The organism is Mesorhizobium sp. USDA 3734, from assembly GCF_056279665.1.
In genome coordinates, this window is the sequence record NZ_JBWCCW010000001.1 from 4,191,188 (window position 1) to 4,217,775 (window position 26,588).

The window sequence follows — 26,588 nt, forward strand, 5'->3', positions numbered from 1 at the left end:
CCCTGCAACAAGAATTGCAATCGAGAAGGCCTGTGAAGGTTGCGATTGGCTCGAAATCCAGCCAGAAGCATCAAGGGCCGACCGCTAACCGGCCGGCCCGCGACGTTGCGCTTGAAACCAGATACGGGAGACTATTGGGTGGCTCGCATAACACTGAGACAATTGCTCGACCACGCCGCCGAATACGGCTACGGCGTACCCGCTTTCAACATGAACAATATGGAACAGGGCCTTGCCATCATGGAGGCCGCCGAGGAGACCAAGTCGCCGGTCATCCTGCAGGCAAGCCGCGGCGCGCGCGCCTATGCCAATGACGTCGTGCTGGCCAAGCTGATCGACGCGCTGGTCGAAATCCATCCCGACATTCCGGTCTGCATGCATCTCGACCACGGCAACAACGAAGCCACTTGCGTCACCGCAATCCAGTACGGCTTCACCTCCGTCATGATGGACGGGTCGCTGAAGGAAGACGGCAAGACCCCTGCCGACTACGCCTACAATTCCGGCATCACCAAGCGCGTCGTCGACATGGCGCATTGGGGCGGCGTGTCGGTCGAAGGCGAGATCGGCGTGCTCGGCTCGCTGGAGAGCGGCGGCGGCGAGCAGGAAGACGGCCACGGCGTCGAAGGCGCGATCAGCCACGACCAGTTGCTGACCGATCCCGAACAGGCGGTGGAGTTCGTCAAGGACACCCATGTCGATGCGCTGGCCGTGGCCATGGGCACCAGCCATGGCGCCTACAAATTCTCGCGCAAGCCGGACGGAGCGGTGCTGGCCATGAACGTCATCGAGGAGATCCACCGCCGCCTGCCCAACATGCATCTGGTCATGCATGGCTCGTCCTCGGTGCCGGAGGATCTGCAGGAGATCATCAACAAATATGGCGGCCAGATGAAGCCGACCTGGGGCGTGCCCGTCGAGGAAATCCAGCGCGGCATCAAGCACGGCGTGCGCAAGATCAACATCGACACCGACAACCGCATGGCGCTGACCGGCGCCATCCGCAAGGTGCTGACCGAAAATCCGAGCGAGTTCGACCCGCGCAAATACCTGACGCCGGCGATGGCGGCGATGCGCAAGCTCTGCAAGGAGCGCTTCGAACAGTTCGGCACCGCCGGCAACGCGCAGAAGATCAAGCCGTTGCCGGTCGCCGAAATGGCCAAGCGCTACAAGTCAGGCAGTCTCGACCCGAAATTTGGATGAACTGAACGCTTGAGGGCAGGAGCGCGACGGCGCTCTGCCCTTTTGCCAGATCCTACTGAAGCGTGCGCGCTGGCGGCTGGCCGGCGTGGTCGCGGGCGATGCCGGCATCGCCATCCTCTGCTCCAAACGCACGGTCAAGCCCCGTCGCCACCACCGAGACCCTGAAGCGGCCTTCCATGTTCTTGTCGAAGATCGCGCCGACGATGATGTCGGCATCCTCGTAGACTTCTTCGCGGATGCGGGTGGCGGCCTCGTCGACCTCGAACAGGGTCATGTCCCTGCCGCCCGATATCGAAACCAGCACGCCCTTGGCGCCTTTCATCGACACTTCGTCCAGCAACGGATTGGCGATCGCGGCTTCCGCCGCCTTCATCGCCCGGCCCTCGCCGGACGCTTCGCCGGTGCCCATCATGGCGCGGCCCATGTCGCGCATCACCGATTTCACATCGGCGAAGTCGAGATTGATCAGGCCTTCCTTGACGATGAGATCGGTGATGCAGCTAACGCCGGAATAGAGTACGCGGTCGGCGATGACGAACGCATCGGCGAAAGTGGTCTTGGCATCGGCGATCCTGAACAGGTTCTGGTTCGGGATGACGATCACCGTGTCGGCGCTCTCGCGCAGCCGCTCGATGCCCTCTTCGGCCATCTGCATGCGGCGCCTGCCCTCGAAGGCGAAAGGCTTGGTGACGACGCCAACCGTCAGGATGCCAGCCTTGCGCGCCGCCTGGGCGATGATCGGCGCAGCACCGGTTCCCGTGCCGCCGCCCATGCCGGCGGTGACGAAACACATATGCGTGCCGGCCAGGTGATCCATGATCTCATCGAGCGATTCCTCGGCCGCGGCGCGGCCGATCTCGGGAAGCGATCCGGCGCCCAGCCCTTCGGTGACGTGCGCGCCAAGCTGGATCAGCCGCGTCGCCTTCGACATGGTCAGCGCCTGCGCGTCGGTGTTGGCGGCAATGAACTCGGTGCCCTGAAGCTGCTCCGCGATCATGTTGTTGACGGCATTGCCGCCGCCGCCCCCAACGCCGATAACGGTGATCTTGGGTCTCATCTCGGAGATTTCGGGCTTCTTGAACTCGGCCATGCCTGTTTCTCCTTCGCCAAATTGCGCGCGCTTCACGACCCACCCGCAGACTGCCTTGGGGACATTGCAATCGAGCGGCATGACGCGAATCAGTCCGTTGCGATGGGTACCCCAAAAAGCCAGAGAGCGGCCAGAGGTGCAAGTGCGCGCAAGGTCAAGATTTGTGATGACGGTTTTGCACAGCGTGGCTCGGGCGCTGCGAGCGCCAGATTTGACCGCAGCGAGCTCGCCGCTCCCGCCGATAGCGACTGCGCGATGGTTTACCGGCTCGTGCTTGGCTTTCCGCCCTCCAGCCTCTATGTTGCGATCGCAGATCGCGCAATTGGTTTTGAAATGCCTCCCGACATCCCAGCTAGTGACTTGAAAAAATAAGGAAAAGCCTTGGCGACAGCCAGGTCTGTTTTCGAAAACTCACAAGCTATCTTTACCAGGGACAGTGCAGCCGATCAGGCTTGCGGGACCTTCAAAAACCAGAGGTTAGAAATTGAGCGATGCAATTGCGGACGTTTTGAACTGGCTTGAAAGCAGAACCGACATCCAGAGCCTGAGGGCCGCGGTGTGCGACCTCAACGGCATCATGCGTGGCAAGCGCATACCGGTCGAGCAGGCAAGGAAGGCGCTGGAAGGCAAGTTGCGCATGCCTTATTCGCTGATCGGGCTCGATATCTGGGGCGAGGACATCGAAGGCAACACGCTGGTTTTCTCGACCGGCGATGCCGATGGGCTTTGCCAATGGACGGGGCGCGGCATTCTGCCGGTCGCGTGGACGGCGCATCCGACGGCGCTCATCCCGCTCTGGCTCGCCGACGAAAACGGCGCGCCCTATCTCGGCGACCCGCGACGGGCGCTGGCCCGCATCCTCGATCGCTACAAGGCCTTGGGCCTGACTCCGGTCGCGGCGACGGAACTCGAATTCTACCTCGTCGATCCGCAGTCGCAGCGGCCGGTCGGTCCTGTCTCGCCGGTGACCGGGCGCCGTCTCGATTCCGACGCAGCGCTGTCGATCGACGAAATCGATGATTTCGAATCCTTCATCCATGACGTCTATGAGGCCTGCCGGACGCAAGACATTCCCGTCGACACGGCCATCGCCGAGAACGGCGTCGGTCAGTTCGAGATCAATCTGAACCATGTCGCGGACGCCTTGCGGGCGGCCGACGATGCGGTGCTGTTCAAGCGCACGGTGAAGGGCATTGCCCGCAAGCACGGTTTTGCCGCCTGTTTCATGGCCAAGCCCTATGGCGACCGGGCCGGCAATGGCTTTCACGTCCATTTCAGCCTGGTCGACGGCGAAGGGCGCAATGTCTTCGATGACGGCACCGATCAAGGCTCGGAGATCATGCGTCATGCGGTCGGCGGCCTGCTTGCGGCAATGGCCGAGAGCACGCTGGTGTTCGCACCACATTTCAATTCGTACCGCAGGCTGCGCCCAAGATCCTACGCACCGACCGCGGTCGCCTGGGGCTATGAGAACCGCATGGTCGCGATCCGCATTCCCGGCGGGCCGAGCGGCGCGCGCCGTATCGAGCATCGCGTTTCGGGTGCGGACGCCAATCCCTATCTGGTGCTTGCGGCCATATTGGGCGCCGCACTGACCGGCATTGAAAGACAGTTGTCGCCAGGGGATCCGATCGGCAGCGATGCCCAGGGCCTTCCGCCGGCAAAGCTGCCGCCGGACTGGGCGTCGGCGATCGCTGCCTTTGAAAGCGGGACGCATGTGGCGGAGATCTTTCCGGCAATCCTGCGCGACTCTTTCGTTGCCTGCAAACGGCAAGAGCTGAACACGTTCGCGCTCAATGTCAGCGATTTCGAGATCGAGACATACCTCGAAAGCGTTTAGGCCAACCGGCGCCTGATCATCGCCAACAGGGCGATGGCCGGGCCGGCAAAACAGTTCCGACCACATCACGCACTGGAGCCACGGCACCCGATCGTTTCTTCCTGGCCGCCTGCCGTGGCAAAGCGGGCCGGTTTGACATGACATAAAACTTGATAATTTTCATCATGAATATATGTTGCGGGACGATCGACACCACGAGGAAACAGGGTTTGAGCTTCGTCCCGCGCATGGAGAGCCGCATTCAGGGTTTTGCCGTCATCGGCGACCTGAAATGGCATGTCTGGGATGGCGTGGTCGCCGACCTCTGGGATGTTTCATGCGGCAACAGGGCCGAAGGCTATTATGTCTCTCCCGACCCCCGGCTGTTCGTTGCGCTCGATGTGGACGGCGACGGCGCCTTCTTCGTCGAAGGCGCCAAGGGCGAATTGCGCCGCCACGACAAGGCCTTCTCCATGGCCTACATACCGGCCGGCGTGCCAATCCGCGGCCGGGTCGAGGGACTGCGGCGGATCCGGCATCTCGACCTGCATTTCGAGGCGGCGACGCTGATGCGCCGCTTCGGCCGCAGCCTCGATCTTGAAGCCTTGCAGATGTCGCGTTTCCAGTTTCGCGACGACCGCGTCGCCATGCTTGCCGGCCTGATCGCCGCCGAGTGCGGCAGCGACCAGCCTTTGCATGACCTCTATGGCGAGGGCCTGCTCAACGCCCTGTTTGCAAGCCTGTTCCAGATCGACAAGCCTGATACCGCCAGGCGTCGGTCGCCGCTGTCGCGCCGCAAGCTACGGCTGGTCACGGATTACATCGATGCGCATTGCCTGGACAGGATCCGCCTCTCCGACCTCGCAGCACTGACCGGCCTGTCCGAAACCGCGATGAGCCACGCCTTCAAGGCTGCGACAGGCGTGCCGCCCGCATCGCTGGCAGATGCAGGCTCGAGTCGACAGGGCGAAGGCGATGATGGCGCGTGACGCCGCATCGCTCGGCGACATCGCCGAGGCGACCGGCTTTTTCGACCAGGCGCATCTGACACGCGTGTTCAAGTCGGTCGTTGGAGTGACGCCCGGCGCATGGGCGAAGAGCGCCCAGTGACATTTCCGCAACATGGCGTCGCGATGTCCCTCGTTTGGACAAGAATGGACAAACCGCCCAATTCCATCCAATGACCCGCAGATAAGTTGAGATAAATGATCAGGTATCTCAATATCGACAGGCGGGAACTTTCCTAATGAGCAAAATTTACCGGGTGAAAGCGCTTCTGGCGGCCAGTGTCGCCGCAGCCGCGATGTTCCCGACGATGGCCGCGTTCGCGCAGGCTGTGCAAACCAGCACCCAGCTTGAACCGGTTGTGGTCGAGGGCGAAGCCGGCGACAGCGCGACCGGACCGGTCAAGGGTGTCGTCGCCAAGAAGACCAAGACCGGCTCCAAGACGGCGACCGAGATCAAGGACATCCCGCAATCCATCTCGGTGGTCGGCCGGCAGGAGATCGACGACCAGGGCGCGCAGAAAGCCGACGAAGCACTACGCTACACCGCCGGCGTCTTCGCGCAGCCCTTCGGCCCGGATAGCGACACCAACTGGCTGTTCATCCGCGGTTTCCAGGCGACGGCCACTGGCACCTACATGGATGGGTTGCAGCTGTTCAGCTACGGCTTCGGCGGCTTCTATGTCGACAGCTTCGGGCTGGAGCGCATCGAAGTGCTGAAGGGGCCTGCCTCGGTGCTCTATGGCGGCAGCAATCCCGGCGGTCTGGTCAACTATGTCAGCAAGCGGCCGGAGTTCGAACGCAAGCGCTATGTCGAAACCGGCGTCAACGACGCCGGCAATGTCTATCTCGGCTTCGACATTGGCGACGTGGCCAAGGATGGCGCGGTCAGCTACCGGATGACGGGCAAGGTCGCCGGTGGCGACACCTACAGCGACCTGCAGAACGGCTGGTGCGGCTTCATCTCGCCAAGCATCACCTGGAAGCCGGACGAAGCAACCACGCTGACCATTCTGGCCAACTACAGCCACATCGACGAGAACCACAATGGCGGCAGCTTCCTGCCCTACGATGGCACCGTGGTCGATCACGTTGTCGGCGGCGTGAACTACGGCCGCATCGACCCGGATGCGAATTTCACCGAACCGAGCATCGACCTCTACAAGCGCGAACAGGGCTCCATTGGCTATGAGTTCGAGCACGAGTTCGACAATGATTGGACCGTTCGCTCCAACGCCCGCTTCACCGCTGCGGATATCAATGAGGTCAGCGTCTATCCGAACGGCTGGTCACTCGTCGGAGGGCCTACCGATCTAGCCCGGATAAATTTCGACCATGACACCACGGCCAAGACCTTCCTTGTCGACAACCAGATTGAAGGCAAGGTGGTGACCGGCCCCATCGAACATACGATCCTTGCTGGCGTCGATTTCAAATATTACAACATCGACCAGGTACAGTCCTCTGGCCTTTACGATCCCAACTATGACAACCCCATTGACGCCTTTCATCCGGTGTACGGCTCACCGCTGACCCCACGCGTCAGCTACCTCAACCAGAACCTGACGCAGAAGCAGCTTGGCTTCTATGCGCAGGATCAGCTGCGCTTCGGCGATGGCTGGCTGGTGACGTTGAACGGCCGCTACGATCGTGGCTGGCTCGACGCCGACAACGGCCCGACATACTACTCAGCGAGTTCCAGCTCACAGAGCAGCACCGTCGGAGACTTCTCCGGGCGCGCCGGCCTGGCCTACGAATTCGCCAACGGCGTAACCCCCTATGCCAGCATCGCCACTTTCTTCAATCCGATCATCGGCACCGACGCCAACGGCAATCTGTTCAAGCCGGAGGAAGGCACGCAATATGAGGTCGGCGTGAAATACGCACCGACCTTTGTCGATGGACTGTTCACCCTGTCGCTGTTTGACCTGACGCGTCAGAACGTCCCTTCAAATGTTACTCTCTTCACGCAGATGCAGACCGGCGAAGTGCGCTCGCGCGGTGTTGAACTCGAAGGCAAGGTGAACGTGACCGACGATTTCCGAGTCACGGGTGCATTCACAGCCTACGACATAGACATCACCAAGGACGCCAACCCGGCACTCATCGGCAAGACGCCCTTCATCGTACCCGAGGTTATGGCCTCCGCCTCGGTCGACTACACGTTCCGCGGCGGCTGGTACGACGGCATCTCGATCGGCGGCGGTTTGCGGTATCTCGGCTCCTCATGGGCAGACAATGCCAACACTGCGAAGGTGCCTGCGGTTACGCTGGCCGATCTGAAGCTCGGCTACGAAAAGGAGAACTGGGGTATCGATCTCAACATCACCAACCTCTTCGACAAGACCTATGTGTCGAGCTGCCAGACGACGCTGACCTGTTCCTATGGTGAAGGCCGTTCGTTCAAGCTTAAGGCGCATACGACTTGGTAGCCGCGAGCCAAATCCGCCAGCGATGATCCACCTGCCCAACAGACGGCAGGTGCTTGCGCTGGCGGCCACAGCTTTGCTGCCATCCGCCGCCGCCAGAGCTGCGGCAATACGTGTTGCCGCGATCGACTGGGGTATGCTGGAGACCTTGCTGGCGCTTGGCATCGCGCCGGTGGCGGCGACCGAACTGATCCAGTTCCGCAAGATCGCGGTCGAGCCGGCCATCCCCCAACCGGTGACCGATCTCGGGCTGCGCGGCGCGCCCAATTACGAACTGCTGCGCATCGTCGCACCGGATCTCATCGTCATCTCCAATTTCTACGAATACCAGCGCCCGATGCTCGAGCGCATCGCGCCGGTGTTTGCGCAGACGGTCTATGAGGCCGGTGTGCCGCCTTATGCGCTCGCCGAGGCAGCGACGCTGGCCTTGGGCGAAAAGCTTGGACCGCAGGCCGAGGCGAAGCGCTATGTGGATGATACGGCTGAGGAAATCGCGCGGCTTCGTGTCACCTTGCCGGCGTCCTCCGGGCGACCTATCTTCGCCATCAGCCTTGGTGATAGCAGGCATTTCCGCGCTTTCGGTCGCGATTCCATGTTCGGCGATGTGCTCACGCGTCTCGGCCTGGTCAATGCATGGACCGACGAGACAAGCTACAGTGCGGCAGCGCCAGTGGGGCTGGAGGCGCTGGCGCGCGTGCCCGAGGCATCGATCCTGATCGTCTCGCCGCTGCCGGCGGATGTTGGGCGCTCGCTTCCGACAAACGCCTTGTGGAACGCCCTGCCGGCCGTGCGCGCGAACCGCGTCGCGGTGCTGGAGCCGGTCAACCATTTCGGCTGCCTCCCATCCGCACGCCGCTTCGCACGGCTGGCCACGGCGGCACTTGCTGGACAGACCCATGGCTGAGCGCACAATCGATCGTCGCGCCATATCTGGGGCCACACTGTCGCCAATCGCCCTGTGGAGCTTCCTGGCGGCGATGGCAACACTTCTGTTTGCATGGCGGGTCGGCATGCAGTGGCCGGCCGCACTGCCGGGCGACGGCATTAACCTCGATCGTGTCATCCTGCTCTACAGCACGCTGCCGCGCGCCGCAGTGGCCGTGCTGGCGGGTGCTGTGCTCGGCCTGTCTGGCCTGCTCTTGCAGCATGTGCTGCGCAATCCGCTGGCCGAGCCATCGACGCTCGGCATTTCGGCCGGCGCGCAACTGGCCATGACGATCGCCTCGCTATACGCGCCATTTCTGATGGAGCGAGCGCAGGGACTGGTCGCCTTTGCCGGTGGCACCACGGCAGTGCTGCTGGTGCTGGCGCTGACCTGGCGGCGCGGGTTGGAGCCGGTGTCCGTCGTGCTCGCCGGCATGATGGTGGCGCTGACCGCGAGTTCCGTCAGTGCCGCCCTGATCCTCGCCAATGGTGAGTATCTGTTCTCGCTGTTCATCTGGGGCGGTGGTTCGCTGGTCCAGCAGGATTGGGGGCCGACCATCGCGCTGACGGTTCGACTGGCGGCCGGCGCCGTTGCGGCGCTGATGCTGCTGCGGCCGCTGACCGTCCTTGGCCTCGACGACGCCTCGGCGCGCGGCCTGGGCGTCGCCCGTCACTCAAGCCGCTTTCTCATCATCGCGCTTGCCGTGTGGATGGCGACGACTGTCGCGGCCGAGGTTGGCGTCATCGGTTTCATTGGCCTTGCCGCGCCAGCACTTGCCTCGCTTTCCGGCGCACGCACCTTGCGGCAAAAGCTGATCGCCGCGCCGCTGATCGGCGCCGTGCTGCTGTGGCTGACGGACGGGCTGGTGCAGCTCGCCGCCGGTTCCGGCGGAGAGCGCATTCCGACGGGTGCCGGCACCGCACTTCTAGGCGGCCCGCTGCTGCTGTGGCTGTTGCCCAGGCTGCGCCTGTTCGAATGGCCGCATCTCGTGGCCAATGGCACTGCACCGCGCAAGGCCAGCCGACCCTGGCTCATTATCCTGCTGCTGCTTGCAGTGACACTTGTCGCCGCCGCCGTGGCGCTCATCGTTGGGCGTGGCCCGACGGGCTGGTCGGTCGCCAGCGGTGACGTGCTGAACGACCTCGCCGCCTGGCGCGCGCCACGGATCGGCGTGGCGGCAGCCGCCGGTGCCATGCTGGCGGCAGCCGGCGTCGTCATCCAGCGGGTCACCGGCAACCCGTTGGCGAGCCCCGAAGTGCTTGGCGTCGGCACCGGTGCCGGTGCCGGGCTGACCGCCGTGCTGATGGTCAGCGCCACGGCCGATCTCGGCTGGCAACTCGCCGGCTCCGCCTTGGGCTCACTGGCGGCGTTGATTGCCATGCTCGCCCTTGCCGCACGAGCGAAATTTGGCGCCGAGCGGTTGCTGCTTGCCGGCATCGCCATGAGTGCGCTGAGCAGTGCGGCGATCACCGCGACGATCGCCATGGGCAACGCGCAGTCCTATCTCCTGCTGCGCTGGCTGAGCGGCTCGACCGGCCAGGCAACCCCCCTGGATGCAGGACTAGCACTCGCCTGTCTGTTGCCGCTGACGCTGCCGCTGTTTCTCGCCGCCCGCTGGCTCGACATCCTGCCGCTCGGACCCGACAGCGCGCGCGGGCTGGGCATTCCGGTCGCCGGCGGACGGCTGATGTTGATCATTGTCGCCGCGATGCTGACAGCGCTCGCCGCCATGGTCGTTGGCCCATTGAGCTTCGTCGGCCTGATCGGACCGCACCTTGCCCGGCTGGTGGGATTTTCCCGCGCACGCGTCCACCTTGCTGGCGCAATGCTTTTGGGCGCCTTGCTGATGATCGTATCGGACTGGCTGTCGCGCATGGCGGCCTTTCCCTACGAACTGCCGGCCGGCCTGTTCGCCTCGCTGCTTGGCGGACCGTATCTCGTCTACCTGCTTGCCAGGGGCGTGCCGCGCCAAGGCTGACGGTCTCGAACTATCAGCACCGCTCGGCCTTCAGCAGCAAGACCGCCGCTTCATACGGCTGGGCCAGTGCGACCGAGCTGGCGCGTATCGATCGGTCATGTCCCCGCGGCCGCGATACGGTCGGCAGGCCTCGGGCTTCTTGCGCACCGAAACCCAATCGGGTCAGACAGGCTCGCGCCAAGGCCGCATTGCTGTCGATGACGACCAATCCATTCACATCGGCGAGGCTGGCGGCGGCCACCGACAGTTCGGTGCAGCCGAGAAGGGCGGCATCAGCGCCAGCCGCTTGCGCGATGTCGAGCGCACGCTCGGTTTCGACCGCCGCATCCGCGATCGAACCAGCCTTGACGAAGCTGATTGCGCTGTCGACGCGCTCCTGAAACTCGGTGTTCGCGGGAAGGCAGAGCTCAAATCCCGCCGCCGACATCCTGTCCTGATAGAAGCCGGAGACCAGCGTGCCCTGGGTGGCGAGAATTGCAGCCCGACCCCGTTCCAGGCTACGACGCGTTTCCGCTACCACTGCGTCGCCGATATGGATGATCTCCGCGTGCGAATTCGCTGCCAGTTGATCGTACCAATGATGGGCGGTGTTGCACGGCATCGCGATACAGGCAACGCCGAGCGCATTGAGCGTCGAGACCGCGGCTTTCAGGGGCGCCAGCGGTCCGTCATGGCCGGCGAGGATCGCTTCGGTCCTGTCGGGTAGCTGCGGTACGCTGAGGATGACGGCAGGCACATGTTCGTTGTCCCGGAACGCCTGGGTCATTCGGGTCAGCTTGAAGTAAAAGTCAGCCGATGCAAGCGGCCCGAGGCCGCCGACAATGCCGAGCTGGGGACGGATGCTGTCGTCGATCATCGCACGGGCTCGGGTTCGAGCTGTCCCGAGACGGTTTCAGGTTGCGTCGCCTCCCTGTGGCTGGGAGCGATCATTGCCGTACTCGCCGCGACGGTGCAAACGCTGGCCAGCGTCATGAACGTGTCCACGGCCGCATCCACCGCGACGAACAGGGCGAACGCCGCCTCGAAGGGAAGCTTCAGGTAGCCGCACACGATGGACATCTGGGACAGGATGAGCAGGCTGCCCATGCCGCCGGTGGTGAGCGCGAGAAGCGCTGAGATGATGCCGACGAGCAAGAGGTCCGGGACTGCAAGCGGATGACCGTAGAGCTGAGCGATGAACAGCGCACCCGAAGTGTAGAGCAGCGCCGGGCCCGTCCGCAGCAATGCCGCCTGCAGCGGCACGAGCAGTTCGACGACCACCAGGCTGAACCTCAGGCGCTCGGTCAACAGGTTGATGACCCACGGCAGCGAGGCGACCGTGGAGCGTGTGGTGATGGCCACCATGAGAAGCGGCTGGCAGGTCTTGATCGTCGTCCAGTAGCTTCGTCGCGACCTGATGGCGATAATGGCAAAGGCGCCGGCAACGAATGTGAGGCAGGAAAGACCCATCACCAGCAGGTAGCCGCCCATCAGCGTGAGCGGCTTGGTTCCGGTCGACGCCGTCTGGTCCGCGATCAGGATGAAGGTTGCAAAGGGCAATCCCCAGATGAACCAGTTGGTGAGCACCGTGCAGGCCCGGTAGACCGCGTTGAGCGCCTGAGTGAGGCTCATCGACGAGGGCTGCGGAATCTTCCCCATTGCCAGCCCGAAAAGCAGGCAGAACAGCAGGACCTGGATGGTCTGGCCCGAGGCCAGCGCATTGAAGACATTGTTCGGCACGAGGTCGAGCAGGATCGAATGCCCGCCATTTGGGTCGCCATTGGAGGGCGGCGGCTGGAACGGGAAGGCGAGATCGGTGGATACGCTACCCTGGGAATTGATGAACTCGCCAAGCTCAATGCGCGACTGCGGGTTTTCGATCTGACCCGGCTGCAGGATCAGCGAATATGTGCCGCTCACCAGCACGCTCAGAAACGACACGACCAGCACGGCCATACCCACCTTGCCCAGGTAACGGACCGATTTCGGGTCCTGGACCATCGCCGTGATGGAGAAGATGACCGATGAGACCAGGTAGGGCAGAACGACCATCTTGAGGAAATTCAGGTAGAGCTGTGCGACAGGGCTGATCGCATGGGCAAACCCTGGATAGTAGAGGCCGCACAGGATCCCTGCCGCAATCATCGCCATCGTCGTCACGGGCGAGCGCAATATGCGCCTTGCCACCAGGCGCCAATCGAAAGGCAGGGGTCCGGCTACGTCGGAGATGGCCATCGTCAGGCTTTGCTCCCCAGGCGATAGCGGGCGATGATCTCGTCGGTGCTGAGAACCTGCTGACCCCGCGCGAGATCGAGATACAGGTCGACAAAGGCCGCGAGATGCGGATCGTCGGGCCGCACGCCGATTGCGATCGTGTCGACCTTGTCCGTCAGCGTGATCGAGCGCGCGACGACCGTCATCGACGGATCGTCGACCATCAGCTTCTTGATCTCGAAATCATCGCGATAGGCCATGTCGATCGTCCCGTTTCGGATCGCATCGACAATCAAATCCCAGCTCGCCAGGCGGTGGATTTGCGCGTGCGGGAAGGTTGTGGCCGCATAGGTGGCGAATGAAGAGCCCTCGATCACGCCGAGATCGCCCGAGAAATCGCGGATGATCTGTTCAGGCGGTTTGCCCTGCGCAATACGTGCCAGGCTGAGGCGGTTGGCGATCAGCCCCTGGCGCAGCATGGCGTAGGGCCGGGAATAGACGATAGATCGACCGCGCTGAAGCGTCCGGCTGAGCTTGCCAATCGCCAGGTCCGCCTGACCGGAACTTACCTGTTTCACCATGCCGTCGAACGTTGTGGCGGATCGGTCGAACACCGGCTCGACACCAAGCGCCGTAGCGATGCCGTGGGCCAGTTCCATGTCTATGCCATTGTCGCCCGATCCGTCGGCCGGGAAGAACGGATTGGAGGCGAAGCCCGGCATTGCGATGCGCAGCGCATTGCCGCTCGCAATAGGCTTTGGGGCGTTCTCCGCCTGCTCTCCTGGAGTGTTGGCCGCCCAGGCTTGCGAGATCAGCAACCCGCCGCTTCCGGCCGCAAGCAGCGTACGACGAGTAACCGACATGCGCCTTCTCAATTGGCCCAGGAAAGCCAGCAACATGCACAACCGAAGTTAAACAAACGTATATATTACACTATGCTTTTTTATATATTGGATAGACAGCATATCATTGCGAAATATGAGCATCTCCTAACGTATAGAAGTGGCGGAAGGATTGCGTTGCTTCCCCTGGGCGATTCGCTGGATCGTCAAAACGTCTCGACCCAGGGCCGCAGCTCAAGTTCCGAGCTCCAGGCGCTGCGATGCTGGCGATGGGTCGCGAGATAGGCCTCGGCGATAGCGTCCGGTGACAGGCGGCGGTCCGGCTGGTTAGGATCGACTGCCTGTCCGGGCGGCTCGATCTGGCCGTCGATGATGAAGTGGGCGACATGGATGTTCTTCGGGGCGAGTTCGCGGGCCATGGACTGCGCCAGGCCGCGCAGGCCGAATTTCGGCATGGCGAAGCCGGCCGAGCCGGAAAATCCCTTCACACTCGCGCTGGCGCCGGTGAACAGGATCGAGCCGGAACCTCGGACAAGCAGCCGGCGCGCCGCCTGCTGGCTGACCAGGAAGCCGCCATAAGCGCCGACCAGCAACGCCTGTTTGACCGCTTCGGCATCGAGTTCGGCGATCGGGCCGCGCGTGCGCCCGCTGGCGTTGAACACCGCAAGCGCCAACGGACCGGCCTTGTCGGCGGCATCGAACAGCCTGGCGACGGACGCAGCGTCGGCGACATCCGTCTCGACGGCCAGCGCACCGGTCTCGTCGACCAGGGCGCTCAGCTTCTCTACGTTGCGGGCGGCCAGAACCACGCGAAAGCCTTCCCGGGTGAGAAGGCGCGCAAGCGACGCGCTCAAGCCGGCGCCCGCGCCTGCAATGACGGCCACATCGGATGTCATGATTTTTGTCTCCTTGCGGATTTCGGCGGAAGCGTCGCCAGATCAGGCAGGGTCGCGCTTTCGCGGGTGACAGGCAAGAGATGGCTTTGCCGTAGTCGCCGAGCCAGACGGTCGTGGAACCGGCGTGCGCGGTCCAGTATCGCCTCTGGCGCTACGACGACCGTTCCGCCTTCAGCACCGAGACCGCCACTTCGCTGTTGTGGACATACTCGTTGGCATCCGGCTGCTTCTGCACCAGCAGGATGAACAACAGGTCGGTCAGCGTCAGTTGCGCGTCGCGCGCGGTGATGGAGGAGGATCGCGCACGCTCTTCGTCGGCGATGGTGTAGAGGCAGATGTCGGCCACCCGGCTCAGCGGATTGTCGTGCAGGCCGGTGACGGCGATCACCATCGTGCCGCGCTTGCGGGCAAGCTCCGCGATACGCAAGGTCTCGATGCTGGCGCCGGAATAGGAGAGCGCGAACAGCACGTCGCCGGGCCCGAGCGTCGAGACATTGGCCATCTGGATGTGGCTGTCGCTGTCATGCAGGACATTGCGGCCGAGCTTCATCAGCTTGTAGGAGAAATCGCGCGCCACGAGCGAGGAGGCGCCGACGCCGACCAGATGGATGCGGCGCGCGTTGTCCAGCAGTTCCAATGTCCTGGAGATGATGCGCTCGCTGTTGGCCTCGGCGGTCCGCTGCATCGACAGAAGCTTGCTGCCGATCAGCTTCTTCAGAATGACCTGGTAGTTGTCGCCGACCTCGATCGAGCCATGAATCACGCCGGCCGGCACCTGCCATTCCTGCGCCTTGGCCTCGCTGACGGCGAGCTTGAGCTCCTGATAGCTGGCATAGCCGAGCTTCTGGCTGAACTTGACGACGCTCGACTGGCTGCGACCGATCTCGGCTGCCAGAGCCGCCGTCGACAGGCGCAGCATCTGATCAGGATTGTCGACGATGTACTGGCCGATCTCACGATCGCCAGGCGCCATGCCGTCGAGTTTCGCATTGATCCTGTTCAGGACGGACACGGGATTTCCTCGCGCTTTTAGCTGCTGGGCCAAGGAATAAAATATTCCAATTCCGATTGACAGCCAAGAACGTAGAATTAATTCTCGAACTGGACCGGGCCAAAATCCGGGATTCGGATCAGCATCTCCAGAGAGAGCCGCCCGAGTGTGGCCGGCTTTTCGTCGCACAAGGTTTCAGCCCATGGACAGATTGCGGATCGTCGGCGGACAAAGACTGGAAGGCGCGGTCACCATATCCGGCGCCAAGAATGCCGCCCTGCCGCAGATAGCGGCCGCCCTGCTCAGCCCCTACCCGCTCGAACTGACCAATCTGCCAGATGTGACCGACGTCGAAAACATGCTCGGCGTGGTGCGGTTGCACGGTGCCGAAGTGACGCGGTCGGCGCATGCCGCGACGATCGACACCAGCGCCGCCGTTTCCAAGGAGACGTCCTACGACACGGTCAGAAAGATGCGGGCGACGGTGCTCGTTCTGGCGCCGCTGCTGGCGCGGTTCGGCCATGCCAGGGTTTCGCTGCCGGGCGGCTGCGCGATCGGCGCGCGGCCGGTCGACATGCATGTCGCGGCACTCGCGGCACTGGGCGCCAGGATCGCCATCGAGAACGGTTCGATCGTCGCCTCTGCCCCGAACGGGCTGACCGGCACGCGCATCGTCTTGAGCTCGCCATCGGTCGGCGCGACGGAAACCGCCATAATGGCGGCGACCACGGCCAAGGGCGAAACCGAGATCCTCAACGCGGCGCGTGAGCCGGAAGTGGCGGATCTCGCCGCTTGCCTCAACGCCATGGGTGCCGGCATCGAGGGCGCCGGCACGCACCGCATCCTGATTGCCGGCGATACGAGCTGGCATGCCGCCAGGCACGACATCATCCCGGACCGGATCGAGGCCGGCACCTATGCCATCGCCGCGGCGATCACCGGCGGCCAGCTCGAGCTGACCCATGCCCGGCTCGAGCACATGGCCTCGGTGGTGCAACTGCTGGAGGCCACCGGCGTCAGCGTCTGGCCCGGTGACCGCGGGCTCATCGTCTCGCGCGACCGGCCGCTCAGGGCCGTCGACCTCACGACGGAACCCTATCCCGGTTTTCCGACCGACCTGCAGGCGCAGTTCATGGCGCTTATGTGTTGTGCTGACGGCGCCTCGCTGCTGCGTGAAACCATCTTCGAGAACCGTTTCATGCATGTTCCCGAACTGATTCGGCTCGGCGCCAACATCAAGCTGCAAGGCACCACGGCGCTGGTGCGTGGCGGCGAGAAACTGCATGGCGCGCCAGTGATGGCCACCGACCTGCGCGCATCGGTGTCACTGGTGCTGGCGGCGTTGGTCGCCAAGGGCGAGACGACCATCAACCGGGTCTATCACCTCGACCGTGGCTATGAACAACTGGACCGCAAGCTGCGCCTGTGCGGCGCCGACATAGAGCGGCTGAGCGCATGAACGGCGGCGCGGATTATTTTCTCGGCGTCGACGGCGGCGGTACCGGTTGCCGGGCACGGATCGAGGACGCCCAGGGAAACGTGCTGGGACAAGGCCTGTCGGGTCCGGCGACAACGCGGCTCGGTATCGACGCCGCCTGGGCATCGGTCGCAAAAGCGTTTGGCACGGCGATCGAGGAAGCAGGTTTTGGATCGGCGGAGATCGCTCGTATCCACACCGGCATCGGCCTTGCCGGCATCGGCCGCAAGGGTGCGCTGGAGGCATTGCGGGCGGTCGTGCATCCGTTCGCCAGCATCGATTTCGTCAGCGACGGCGTCGGCGCCTGCCTGGGCGCGCATTCCGGCCAGGACGGCGCCATCGTCATCGCCGGAACGGGCTCGATCGGCCTTGGCTTTGTCGACGGCCGCGACCTGCGTGTCGGCGGCTACGGCTTTCCAATCTCCGACGAGGGCAGCGGCGCCGACCTTGGCCTGAAAGCCGTGCAACTGGCGTTGCGCGCCCATGATGGCCGGCATGAGCGGACAGCACTTCTGGCGGAGATGATGCAGCGCTTCGAGGGTGACCCGATGGAAGCGGTCGCCTGGATGGACCGCGCCAGTGCCACCGACTATGCCGCGCTCGCGCCGATGGTGATGCGCCATGCCGACCAAGGCGATCCGGCCGGACGGCGCATCGTGCAAAGCGCGGCCGAGCAAGTCGATACGCTGGTGCGGGTGCTGTTCGAAAAAGGCGCGCCCCGAGTGACCTTGCTAGGCGGCCTCGCCAGTCCGCTAGAACCCTGGCTCTCCCCCGATGTCCGGCGCCGGCTTAAGCCCGCTGACGGCGATGCCGTCTCCGGAGCGATCATTCTTGCCAAAAGGTCCCTCGACGGTCGGTAGCGCCTTATCGGAGAAGGAATAAAATATTCCAAATACCTGTTGACGGTATGAATATCCAATTCTAAAAAGTTAACGAAAGAAAACAGGGTAGCGACCTCGGACCCTTTGGTCCGTGTGTTAGCGCGCCGGTCGGCGGGCCATGCTCTTCCGGCTGTGCCGCATGGTTTTTGAAAGCACTGAAATGACTGAACAAGGGTTGATGTCCGAGCTGGACCGGCTGGTTTCCGAGGGCCGGAACCCGAGGACGATGGACATCGACCTGCTGCCGACGATCGATGTCCTGCGCAAGATCAACGATGAGGACAAGGCTGTCCCGGCGGCCGTCGAAAAGGTCCTGAAGGTCCTGCCGGACATCGCTGCCGCAGTGGACCGGATCGTGCTGGCCTTCCAGAAAGGCGCGCGGCTTGTCTATATGGGCGCCGGCAAGGTCCTGCCGGACATCGCTGCCGCAGTGGACCGGATCGTGCTGGCCTTCCAGAAAGGCGCGCGGCTTGTCTATATGGGCGCCGGCACCAGCGGGCGGCTTGGGGTTCTCGATGCATCGGAGTGTCCGCCCACTTTCGGCGTGCCCGAAGGCATGGTCGTCGGCCTGATCGCCGGCGGTCCCGATGCGCTGGTGCGGTCGACGGAAGGCGCCGAGGACGATCCGAAAATGGGCGCCAGGGCATTGCAGGAGATCGGGCTCACATCGGACGATGTGGTGGTCGGCATCGCGGTCAGCGGCCGCACGCCCTATGTCATCGGCGGGCTGAACTATGCCAAGCAGGTGGGCGCAACGACGGTTGCCCTGTCCTGCAATCCGGCGTCGACCATTGCCGGCATCGCCGACATTGCCATCTCGCCGGTCGTCGGCCCGGAAGTGCTTACCGGCTCGACCCGGTTGAAATCGGGAACCGCGCAGAAGCTGGTGCTCAACATGCTGACCACCGCCTCGATGATCCGCATCGGCAAGAGCTATGAGAATCTGATGGTCGATCTTAATCCGTCCAACAAGAAGCTGGTCGCCAGGGCGATCCGGATCGTCATGCAGACGACCGGCTGTCCCGCACAGCAGGCAAAACAGGTGCTCGGCCAGACCGGCAATGACGTGAAACTGGCGATCCTGGTGACGATCACCGGCATGGGGGTCGAGGAGGCGCGCGCAGCTCTCGGCAAGGCCGGAGGCTTCCTGCGCAAGGCAATCAGCGATACGACGGGCTGAAGCCCGGATGAGCAAGACGGCTAGAGCCGCTTTAGACAAGACGGCGTGAAGCCGCATAGACTGGGCCGATACTCCAAAGCGCGTGTGTCTTGGAAGCGGTCGGCGGAAACTGCAAGGCATCAAGTCAAATCAAAATGGGAGACGACAATGGCAAAGCACCTCACAAGAACACTGCTGTCGGGTATCACGCTGGCCGCGATGCTCGGCTTGGCTGTAGTTTCAACGCAGGCGAATGCGGCAACGCTGCACATGGCCTGGTCGCAGGACGCCACCGGGCTTGACCCGCACAAGCAGACGGCGTTTTCGTCGCTGCGGCTCTTGGAGCTGATCTATGAGCCACTGGTGCGGGTCGATGCCAGCCTGCAGATCATCCCGGCCATCGCCACCTCCTGGGAGTTTTCCAAGGACGGCAAGGCACTGACCTTCAAGCTCGATCCCAAGGCGAAATTCCAGGACGGCGCTGCCGTGACCTCGGCCGACGTCAAGGCATCGTTCGAGCGCATCCTCGACGAGAAGACGGGTGCTGCTGCCCGCGCCAACTTCCTGTCGATCGCCAGCATCGACACGCCGGATGCGGCGACCGTCGTGTTCCATCTGTCGCAGCCCGATGCGCCGATCCTGACGGCGATGAGCGACGTCAACGCGGCCATCGTCCCGGCAAGCGAAATCAAGGCCGGCTCGATCGGCACCAAGGCGGTTGGCTCCGGTCCCTTCAAGCTCGACAAATGGGACCCCAACGCCAAGGAAGTTCTGAGCGCCAACAAGGACTGGGCCGGCGGCGCGACCGGCGTCGACGGCATCGAGATCAGCGTGCTGCCGGACGAAGCGGCGATCCTCGCCGCCATGCGCACCAAGCAAATCGATTTCGCGCTGCTCAACGACCCGCTGGTCGCCACGCTGGTGCCGAAGGAGGCCAGCCTGCAGCTGAACCGCGTGCCGGTGCTGGCCTATCACGTGCTGCAGCTCAATCCGTCGCGCAAGCCGATGACCGAACTGAAGGTGCGTCAGGCCATCTCCTGCGCCATCGACCGGCAGGAAGTGCTCGACACCGCTTCGCTCGGCGAAGGCAAGGTCACCGGACCGCTGACCATCCCGGCGCTCGCGACCGACCCCAGCCAACTGTTCTGCTACAAGCGCGACGTCGAAAAAGCCAAGAAGCTGATGACTGAAGCCGGCTACGCCGACGGCTTTTCGGCGACCGTGATCGGCGCCACCGGCGAGCCGCCGACGGCGGCGGCGGAAGCCCAGGTCGTCCAGTCGCAACTCGCCGAAATCGGTGTCAAGCTCGACATCAAGATGATGGAGCTCAACGTCTATGTCGACGCCTGGCTGAAGGGCGATTTCGACATGGCGATCGCGCTCAATGGCGGCCGCGCCGACCCCTACACAATGTACAACCGCTACTGGACCAAGGCGGGCAACCTGCAGAAGGTGGCGAACTACATCGACGACACGCTCGACAGCCAGATGCAGCAGGGCCGTGCCGAGACCGACCCGGCGAAACGCAAGGTGATCTTCGCCGAGTTCGAGAAACACCTCGCGGAAATGTCGCCGTGGATCTGGCTCTACACCTCCTACAGCTATACGGCCCAGCAGAAGAACATCGCCGGGTTCGTGCCGACACCGACGGGCACGCTGTTCAGCCTGAGCAAGGTTACCATCCAGCAGTAGCCGCCGCAGGCTCTAGAGATAGAGCATGATGTCTGGACAAACGGGTATCCGTTTGTCCGAGAAAACCGCTTCACACTTTTCGGCATCACGCTCTAGACGAGAGGACTTCTTCGCGTGAACTATCTGATACGACGACTGGCTACGTTTCCTCTCGTCCTGCTTGGCGTGTCCATCCTGGTCTTCGTGGCGATCCGGATGGTGCCGGGGGATTCGATCACGGCGATGCTGGGCACCGAAGCCGGGCTGCTCACCCCGGCACAGCGTGACTCGCTCGCTGCCTATTTCGGCATCGACCAGCCCTGGTTCATCCAGTACTGGCGCTGGATCGGCGGTATCCTGCACGGCAATCTCGGCATTTCGGTCACCTATGGCCGGCCGGTGCTCGACGTCATCCTCGAGCGCTTTCCACTGACCCTCGAACTGGCCGTGCTGTCGATGATCATCGCGCTTGCCGTCGGCATGCCTGCCGGAATCTTTGCCGCCACGCACAATGAGAAACTGTCCGATCTGGGCGTACGCATCGTCGCGATGATCGGCCAGTCGACGCCGAGCTTCGTGCTTGGACTGCTGATCATCTACACACTGTCGGCCGGCTTCGGCGTGCTGCCGGCGATGGGCGAATTCGCGCCGCTCTGGCAGGATCCCTTGCGCAATCTCAGCCAGATGATCCTGCCCGCGATCACACTCGGCTTTGCCTTCGCGGCTTCGGTCACCCGCATATCGCGCTCGGCCATGCTCGACGTGTTGAGCGACGATTATGTCCGCACCGCGCGCAGCAAGGGCGCCTCGGCGCGCAGCGTCATCTGGCGACATGCCCTGCCCAACGCGCTGATCCCGGTCGTGACACTGAGCGGTATCGAGTTCGGCTATCTGCTGGGCGGCGCCGTCATCGTCGAGCAGATCTACGCCCTGCCCGGCCTTGGCCGCATGGTGCTCGACGCGATCCTGCAGCGCGACTACGCGCTGGTGCAGGGCAGCGTTCTGTTCATTGCCTTCAATTTCATGATCGTCAATCTCCTGGTCGACCTCGCCTATGTCGCGCTCGATCCGCGCATCCGGCTGGGAGAGGGCTGATGCGCATCCTGCGCGCCATCTTCAGCCACGGCAGCGGCCGCATCGGCGGCGTCATCGTCGGTGTCTATCTCGTGGTCGCCATCCTCGGCATGCTGGGGCTGACGCCGCACAACCCGATCACGCAATTCCGGGTCGACCGGCTGCATGCGCCCAACGGCGCCTACTGGATGGGCACCGACCTGTTCGGCCGTGACGTGGCCAGCCGGCTGATGGCGGGAATCGGCCAGTCATTTACGGTTGCCTTCTTCTCGGTCGCCTTCGCAACGCTTGCCGGCACCGTGCTCGGGCTGGCCGCAGCGTGGCTCGGCCGCCGCTGGGACGGCGTCGTGATGCGGATCATGGATGTGCTGCTGGCCTTCCCGGCAATCCTTTTGGCGCTGCTCATCGTCACCGTTGCCGGGCCGGGCACGTGGACCAGCATCGTTGCCATCGGCATCGTCTACACCCCGATCTTCACCCGCGTGGTGCGCGGCCCTGCTCTGTCGCTCAAGGCACGCGAATTCGTCGACGCCGCGCTCACTTTCGGCAGCAGTTCGAGCTACATCGTGACGCGCCACCTGCTGCTCAATCTGGTGGCGCCGTTGACCGTTCAGGTGACGCTGGCGCTGGCGTGGTCGCTTTTGACCGAAGCCGGTCTGAGCTTCCTTGGCCTTGGGACACAGCCGCCCGCCGCCTCGCTCGGCCTGATGCTGAGCGACAGCCGCAATTTGATGGAGACGGCGCCGTGGCTGATGATATTTCCGGGTCTGGCGATCATGATCAGCATCCTCGGCTTCAACCTGCTTGGCGACGCCTTGCGCGACATCCTCGACCCTAGGATGCGGAGGGCGCCGGCATGAGCCCGCTGCTGTCCGTCAGCGACCTGCGCGTCGGCTTCGGCCGCAATCCTCAAGCCAACGAAGTGGTGCGCGGCATAAGCTTCGACCTCGCCGATGGCGAAACACTTGCCATCGTTGGCGAGAGCGGCTCGGGCAAGTCCGTCACCGCGCTGTCGATCAACCGTCTCATCGATTTTGGCGGCGGGCGCATCACCGGCGGCGCCATGAAGCTGAAACGCGCCGATGGCAGCCTCTTCGACCTGATGACCGCGACCGAGGCGCAGCTGACCGGCGTTCGCGGCGCCGAGATCGGCATGATCTTCCAGGAGCCGATGACCTCGCTCAATCCGGTGCTGACCATCGGTTCGCAGATCGAGGAATCGTTCCGGCTGCATCGTGGGCTGACCGGAAGACAAGCCACGGCAGCGGCCAAGGATGCGCTCGACCGCGTCCGCATCCCCGATGCCGCGCGGCGGCTGAAATACGCGCCCAACCAGCTGTCGGGCGGCATGCTGCAACGGGTGATGATCGCCATTGCGCTCGCCTGCAATCCGCGCCTGCTCATCGCCGACGAGCCGACGACGGCGCTCGACGTGACTGTGCAGGCGCAGATCATGGCGCTGCTGGCCGAGCTGAAGCGGGAAACCGGCATGTCGATGATCTTCATCACGCATGACATCGGCCTGGTTGCTGGCATCGCCGACAAGGTGATGGTGATGCAGAACGGGCAGGCCGTGGAACAGGGCGAACTCAACCAGATCCTCGACAATCCGCAGCACCCCTACACGCAGCATCTGCTGCAGGACGTGCCGCATTTCACCAATGGCGGCACGACGCGCTCGGACGGACGGCGCGACAAGGACGCGGGCACGGAACCGGCCTTGAAGGTCGACGATCTCGTCGTGCGATTTCCCCTGAAGAGCAGTTTCTTCAGTCGTGCCACGGGCGCGGTGCATGCCGTCGACGGCGTCGACTTCGACCTGATGCCGGGCGAGACGTTGGCCATCGTCGGCGAAAGCGGTTCGGGCAAATCCACCACCGCGCGCGCCGTGCTGGGGCTGGTGCGGTCGACGCGCGGCAGCTTCACAGTTGGCGCTCGAAAGGCTTCAGCCGAGCAGAGCGCCCTGCCCGTGCAGATGGTGTTCCAGAACCCCTATGCTTCGCTCAACCCGAGGCTCAGCATCGAGAGCATCCTGGCCGAACCGGTGATCGCCACCGGCGGCCGCGTGGATGCCGGAACGCGGGTCAGGATGGCGAGCCTGCTGGAGCGCGTCGGCCTGCCGAAAAGCAGTCTGGAGCGCTATCCCCATGAATTCTCGGGCGGCCAGCGGCAGAGGCTGTGCATTGCGCGTGCGCTGATGCTGAACCCGTCAGTCGTGGTTCTGGATGAGGCGGTGTCCGCGCTCGATGTCTCTGTGCAGGCGAAAGTGCTGGAACTGCTGGTCGACCTGCAGCGCGAGTTTGGGCTGGCCTATCTGTTCATCTCGCATGACATGGCGGTCGTCGAGCGGATCGCCCACCGCATCGCCGTCATCTATGCCGGCCAGATCGTCGAGATCGGCGACGCGACCTCGGTGCTGTCGAAGCCGAAGCATTCCTATACGAAGAAGCTGATCGCCGCCGTTCCGACCATCGACCGCCGCCACGAGCATTTCGAACTCGATACGCGCCAGGTTCCCTCGCTGGTGCGCCCGCAAGGGTTTGAGCCGGCTCCGGCGAAATGGGAGCAGTTTGGGCGTGATCATATGGCGAGGGCGGAAGGGTGATGGCCTTGGGATATCCGAGGTTGGCGGGACAGCACCCCCCTCTGTCCTGCCGGACATCTCCCCCGCAAGGGGGGAGATCGGATGTCGCCACGGCTTTCGCCAATCTCCAATGTTGGAAGGTTGGCGAGACATCAACGCTGCCAATCTCCCCCCTTGCGGGGGAGATGTCCGGCAGGACAGAGGGGGGTGCGAAGGATCGCTGCCTTTCAGATGGAGGCCGGCATTGAGCGACCTCCCCCAACTCTTCGACCGTGCATTCCAGCCGCTGGAAGCCGCCGTAGTCACCAAGCGCATACCCGGCGGCGTGCTCGGCATCATCGACAAAAATGGCGACCGCATCGTCAGGTCGATCGGCTCGGCGCAACTCGTGCCTAAGCTGCGGCCCATGCAGGACAACACCTGGTTCGACCTGGCATCCCTAACCAAGGTTATCTTCACCACACCGCGCATCCTGGCGCTGGCGGAAGACGGCGTCATCGATCTCGATGCGCCGCTGGTCTCGGTGCTACCGGACCTTCGCCAGTATGATGCGGACGCCTGGGAGCGGAAGGTGATGTTTCGCCAGTGTCTCGGCCACCAGACGCCGTTTCCAGCCGTCGAGCCGATCTACACTTACGGGCGAGACCCCGAATTGCTGCGCGCCTTCATCCTGCAGCGCGAATGGCGGGCCCGCGACCCGGTCTATTCCGACATCAACTTCATCCTGCTCGGCTTTGCGCTGGAGCGGCTGTCGGGAAAGACGATCCGGGACATGGATCCCGGCCCCGGCTTTGCCTGGTCAACGGAGCCCGATGTCGCCGCAGCGACAGAGGACTGCACCTGGCGGCACCGCGTGTTGTCCGGCGAAGTCCACGACGACAATTGCTCGGCGCTGCAAGGTGCCGGGCATGCCGGCCTGTTCGGAACGGCGGCCTCGGTGCTCGATTTCGCGCAAGGGCTGCTGGATGGCACTGGCGCATCCGAGCGTTCCATCGCGCTGATGCGCGCGCCCTTGTCCGCCACCCGCACCCATGGCTGGGAACGCCCCTACGAGGGCTGGTCAGGCGGGACGCTGTGCAGCCCGGGAACCATTGGCCATACCGGTTTTACGGGCACCGGGCTGTGGATCGACTTCGACAGCGGCAAGGCCTGGACCTTGCTCACCAACAGGATCCATCCGACACGTCATTTCGACAGCGGAATCGTCGCCCTTCGCCAAGCGGTTGGCGATCTCATGAATGGAGCTCAATGATGGAACCAATCTGGGCCGTCGGCCTGATGACCGGCACCGTGCTTGACGGCAATATCGACGTCGCGCTGATCAAGACCGATGGCGAGCGCATCGACGATTTCGGCACCTATCGGCTGATGCCCTATCCCCCGTCGATCCGCACCCTGCTGGAAGAGACGCTGACGGAGGCACGGGCCTGGAATTTTGTCGGGCCGGAGCCGGCGATTTTTCGCACCGCGGAGGAAGCCCTGACGCGTGCGCAGTCGGCGGCGGTCAGGGAGTTGGTCGAAGCCTATGGGATGACGATGGCAGATATCGGCGTCGTCGGCTTTCACGGCCAGACCGTGCTGCATCGCGCGCCGCAGGTCGGACGTCTCGGCCAGACCCGGCAGCTCGGCGACGGCGAACTGATGCACACCCTTTTGGGCACCAAGGTCGCCTATGATTTTCGTTCGGCCGACATGCGCGCCGGCGGGCAAGGCGCGCCCTTGGCCGCCGCCTATCACACCGCGCTGATGCGCAGCGCCGGCGCCAGTGGCGAGGTGGCGGTGCTCAATCTCGGTGGCGTCGCCAACATCACCTGGTGGGACGGCGCCGACAATGTCGTTGCCTTCGACACCGGCCCCGCCAACGCGCCGCTGAACGATTTCATCAAGTCGAAGGGACTTGGCGAAATGGACCGCGACGGCGCGCTCGGCCGGGCGGGCACGGTCGACGAGGCCCGGCTCGCCAAGCTGTTGCAGCACCCCTATCTGAGCAAAGCCTATCCCAAATCGCTGGACCGTTTCGACTTCGGTGCCGCGATGGCGGATGGCCTGGACACCGAGGATGGCGCGGCCCTGCTCACCGCCTTCACCGCAGCCGCTGTCGGCAAGGCGCTCGACCTCTTACCAAGCCGGCCGAAGAAACTGGTCGTCAGCGGTGGCGGCCGTCACAACCCGACAATGATGGCAATGCTGGCCAGCCGCGCCGGCGTCGAGGTGGTGCAGGCCGAAAGCCTCGGCTGGAGCGGCGACGCGGTCGAGGCGGAGTGTTTTGCCTTCCTCGCGGTTCGCGTGCTGCGCGGCCTGCCGATCAGTTTTCCAAGCACCACCGGCGCACCGCAGCCAATGCGCGGCGGAAAACTCGCTGGCTGATCAAG

The 26,588-nt window shown here is 63.7% G+C and carries 22 protein-coding genes; 16 read left to right on the forward strand and 6 right to left on the reverse strand.

Annotated features, from left to right (window positions below; all coding sequences use genetic code 11):
* The first annotated feature begins 138 nt into the window (after positions 1-138).
* Positions 139-1,203 carry a class II fructose-bisphosphate aldolase gene (fba, locus tag ACZ89F_RS20530; protein WP_013532928.1) on the forward strand — a complete coding sequence of 355 codons (1,065 nt, stop codon included), beginning with the start codon at positions 139-141 and terminating at the stop codon, positions 1,201-1,203.
* A 52-nt stretch (positions 1,204-1,255) separates the two neighbouring features.
* On the opposite strand, the gene ftsZ is transcribed toward fba, so the two are convergent.
* On the reverse strand, positions 1,256-2,293 hold the full coding sequence (gene ftsZ, locus ACZ89F_RS20535) for a cell division protein FtsZ (RefSeq protein ID WP_476093820.1): 1,038 nt from the start codon (positions 2,291-2,293) through the stop codon (positions 1,256-1,258).
* Positions 2,294-2,777: 484 nt separating this feature from the next.
* Here ftsZ and ACZ89F_RS20540 point away from each other — a divergent pair, with 484 nt between their 5' ends.
* From ACZ89F_RS20540 to fhuB, 6 genes are all read left to right on the forward strand, one after another.
* Entirely contained in the window at positions 2,778-4,133 is a 1,356-nt protein-coding gene (locus ACZ89F_RS20540) for a glutamine synthetase family protein (RefSeq protein WP_476093821.1), read from the forward strand.
* Between the two features lie 209 nt (positions 4,134-4,342).
* On the forward strand, positions 4,343-5,101 hold the full coding sequence (locus ACZ89F_RS20545; protein WP_476093822.1) for a helix-turn-helix domain-containing protein: 759 nt from the start codon (positions 4,343-4,345) through the stop codon (positions 5,099-5,101).
* A complete protein-coding gene (locus tag ACZ89F_RS20550) occupies positions 5,088-5,222 on the forward strand; it encodes a helix-turn-helix domain-containing protein (protein WP_476093823.1) in 135 nt (44 codons plus the stop codon). Before ACZ89F_RS20545 ends, ACZ89F_RS20550 begins: the two co-directional genes overlap by 14 nt.
* A gap of 136 nt (positions 5,223-5,358) precedes the next feature.
* Positions 5,359-7,548: a TonB-dependent siderophore receptor gene (locus tag ACZ89F_RS20555; protein ID WP_476093824.1), complete on the forward strand. Its 2,190-nt coding sequence runs from the start codon at positions 5,359-5,361 to the stop codon at positions 7,546-7,548.
* A gap of 22 nt (positions 7,549-7,570) precedes the next feature.
* Entirely contained in the window at positions 7,571-8,449 is an 879-nt protein-coding gene (locus tag ACZ89F_RS20560; protein WP_476093825.1) for an ABC transporter substrate-binding protein, read from the forward strand.
* Entirely contained in the window at positions 8,442-10,448 is a 2,007-nt protein-coding gene (gene fhuB, locus ACZ89F_RS20565; RefSeq protein WP_476093826.1) for a Fe(3+)-hydroxamate ABC transporter permease FhuB, read from the forward strand. The genes ACZ89F_RS20560 and fhuB overlap by 8 nt, the downstream gene beginning before the upstream one ends.
* A 13-nt stretch (positions 10,449-10,461) precedes the next feature.
* Here the strand turns inward: fhuB and cuyB are convergent, their stop codons facing one another.
* The 5 genes from cuyB to ACZ89F_RS20590 form a co-directional block, all read right to left on the reverse strand.
* A complete protein-coding gene (gene cuyB, locus ACZ89F_RS20570) occupies positions 10,462-11,304 on the reverse strand; it encodes a cysteate racemase (protein ID WP_476093827.1) in 843 nt (280 codons plus the stop codon).
* Positions 11,301-12,662, reverse strand: a complete 1,362-nt coding sequence (locus ACZ89F_RS20575; protein ID WP_476093828.1) for a dicarboxylate/amino acid:cation symporter — start codon at positions 12,660-12,662, stop codon at positions 11,301-11,303. The genes cuyB and ACZ89F_RS20575 overlap by 4 nt, the downstream gene beginning before the upstream one ends.
* Positions 12,663-12,664: 2 nt before the next feature.
* Complete coding sequence (locus ACZ89F_RS20580; RefSeq protein ID WP_476093829.1) at positions 12,665-13,504, reverse strand: substrate-binding periplasmic protein; 840 nt, start codon at positions 13,502-13,504, stop codon at positions 12,665-12,667.
* A 185-nt stretch (positions 13,505-13,689) separates the two neighbouring features.
* The gene (locus ACZ89F_RS20585; protein WP_476093830.1) at positions 13,690-14,379 is read right to left on the reverse strand and encodes an SDR family NAD(P)-dependent oxidoreductase; all 690 of its coding nucleotides are present in this window, start codon (positions 14,377-14,379) and stop codon (positions 13,690-13,692) included.
* 151 nt (positions 14,380-14,530) lie between these two features.
* Positions 14,531-15,391: a MurR/RpiR family transcriptional regulator gene (locus ACZ89F_RS20590; protein ID WP_476093831.1), complete on the reverse strand. Its 861-nt coding sequence runs from the start codon at positions 15,389-15,391 to the stop codon at positions 14,531-14,533.
* 181 nt (positions 15,392-15,572) lie between these two features.
* Between ACZ89F_RS20590 and murA the strand changes: the two genes are divergently transcribed.
* The 9 genes from murA to ACZ89F_RS20635 all read left to right on the forward strand — a co-directional run bounded on the left by murA (position 15,573) and on the right by ACZ89F_RS20635 (position 26,583).
* Positions 15,573-16,829 carry a UDP-N-acetylglucosamine 1-carboxyvinyltransferase gene (gene murA / locus ACZ89F_RS20595; RefSeq protein WP_476093832.1) on the forward strand — a complete coding sequence of 419 codons (1,257 nt, stop codon included), beginning with the start codon at positions 15,573-15,575 and terminating at the stop codon, positions 16,827-16,829.
* Positions 16,826-17,707, forward strand: coding sequence for a glucosamine kinase nucleotide-binding domain-containing protein (locus ACZ89F_RS20600; protein ID WP_476093833.1), 882 nt, complete (start codon positions 16,826-16,828; stop codon positions 17,705-17,707). Before murA ends, ACZ89F_RS20600 begins: the two co-directional genes overlap by 4 nt.
* 181 nt (positions 17,708-17,888) lie before the next feature.
* Positions 17,889-18,908, forward strand: a complete 1,020-nt coding sequence (murQ, locus tag ACZ89F_RS20605; RefSeq protein ID WP_476093834.1) for an N-acetylmuramic acid 6-phosphate etherase — start codon at positions 17,889-17,891, stop codon at positions 18,906-18,908.
* Positions 18,909-19,055: 147 nt separating this feature from the next.
* Positions 19,056-20,579 (forward strand): ABC transporter substrate-binding protein, encoded by a 1,524-nt coding sequence (locus ACZ89F_RS20610; protein ID WP_476093835.1) that lies wholly within the window; start codon positions 19,056-19,058, stop codon positions 20,577-20,579.
* 114 nt (positions 20,580-20,693) lie between these two features.
* A complete protein-coding gene (locus ACZ89F_RS20615; RefSeq protein ID WP_476093836.1) occupies positions 20,694-21,653 on the forward strand; it encodes an ABC transporter permease in 960 nt (319 codons plus the stop codon).
* A complete protein-coding gene (locus tag ACZ89F_RS20620; protein WP_476093837.1) occupies positions 21,653-22,492 on the forward strand; it encodes an ABC transporter permease in 840 nt (279 codons plus the stop codon). The genes ACZ89F_RS20615 and ACZ89F_RS20620 overlap by 1 nt, the downstream gene beginning before the upstream one ends.
* Positions 22,489-24,237: an ABC transporter ATP-binding protein gene (locus ACZ89F_RS20625; protein WP_476093838.1), complete on the forward strand. Its 1,749-nt coding sequence runs from the start codon at positions 22,489-22,491 to the stop codon at positions 24,235-24,237. Before ACZ89F_RS20620 ends, ACZ89F_RS20625 begins: the two co-directional genes overlap by 4 nt.
* Positions 24,238-24,460: 223 nt before the next feature.
* Positions 24,461-25,468 (forward strand): serine hydrolase domain-containing protein, encoded by a 1,008-nt coding sequence (locus ACZ89F_RS20630; protein WP_476093839.1) that lies wholly within the window; start codon positions 24,461-24,463, stop codon positions 25,466-25,468.
* A complete protein-coding gene (locus ACZ89F_RS20635) occupies positions 25,468-26,583 on the forward strand; it encodes an anhydro-N-acetylmuramic acid kinase (protein ID WP_476093840.1) in 1,116 nt (371 codons plus the stop codon). The genes ACZ89F_RS20630 and ACZ89F_RS20635 overlap by 1 nt, the downstream gene beginning before the upstream one ends.
* Positions 26,584-26,588 lie beyond the last annotated feature (5 nt).

Bases quoted from the DNA above. Each gene is read 5' to 3' on its own strand.
- ACZ89F_RS20575 (WP_476093828.1), bottom strand. From the start codon at position 12,662: ATGGCCATCTCCGACGTAGCCGGACCCCTGCCTTTCGATTGGCGCCTG.
- ACZ89F_RS20580 (WP_476093829.1), bottom strand. From the start codon at position 13,504: ATGTCGGTTACTCGTCGTACGCTGCTTGCGGCCGGAAGCGGCGGGTTG.
- murA (WP_476093832.1), top strand. From the start codon at position 15,573: ATGGACAGATTGCGGATCGTCGGCGGACAAAGACTGGAAGGCGCGGTC.
- ACZ89F_RS20625 (WP_476093838.1), top strand. From the start codon at position 22,489: ATGAGCCCGCTGCTGTCCGTCAGCGACCTGCGCGTCGGCTTCGGCCGC.
- ACZ89F_RS20635 (WP_476093840.1), top strand. From the start codon at position 25,468: ATGGAACCAATCTGGGCCGTCGGCCTGATGACCGGCACCGTGCTTGAC.
- ACZ89F_RS20620 (WP_476093837.1), top strand. From the start codon at position 21,653: ATGCGCATCCTGCGCGCCATCTTCAGCCACGGCAGCGGCCGCATCGGC.
- ACZ89F_RS20555 (WP_476093824.1), top strand. From the start codon at position 5,359: ATGAGCAAAATTTACCGGGTGAAAGCGCTTCTGGCGGCCAGTGTCGCC.
- ACZ89F_RS20550 (WP_476093823.1), top strand. From the start codon at position 5,088: ATGATGGCGCGTGACGCCGCATCGCTCGGCGACATCGCCGAGGCGACC.
- ACZ89F_RS20600 (WP_476093833.1), top strand. From the start codon at position 16,826: ATGAACGGCGGCGCGGATTATTTTCTCGGCGTCGACGGCGGCGGTACC.
- ACZ89F_RS20560 (WP_476093825.1), top strand. From the start codon at position 7,571: ATGATCCACCTGCCCAACAGACGGCAGGTGCTTGCGCTGGCGGCCACA.
- ACZ89F_RS20610 (WP_476093835.1), top strand. From the start codon at position 19,056: ATGGCAAAGCACCTCACAAGAACACTGCTGTCGGGTATCACGCTGGCC.
- murQ (WP_476093834.1), top strand. From the start codon at position 17,889: ATGACTGAACAAGGGTTGATGTCCGAGCTGGACCGGCTGGTTTCCGAG.
- cuyB (WP_476093827.1), bottom strand. From the start codon at position 11,304: ATGATCGACGACAGCATCCGTCCCCAGCTCGGCATTGTCGGCGGCCTC.
- ftsZ (WP_476093820.1), bottom strand. From the start codon at position 2,293: ATGGCCGAGTTCAAGAAGCCCGAAATCTCCGAGATGAGACCCAAGATC.
- ACZ89F_RS20585 (WP_476093830.1), bottom strand. From the start codon at position 14,379: ATGACATCCGATGTGGCCGTCATTGCAGGCGCGGGCGCCGGCTTGAGC.
- fhuB (WP_476093826.1), top strand. From the start codon at position 8,442: ATGGCTGAGCGCACAATCGATCGTCGCGCCATATCTGGGGCCACACTG.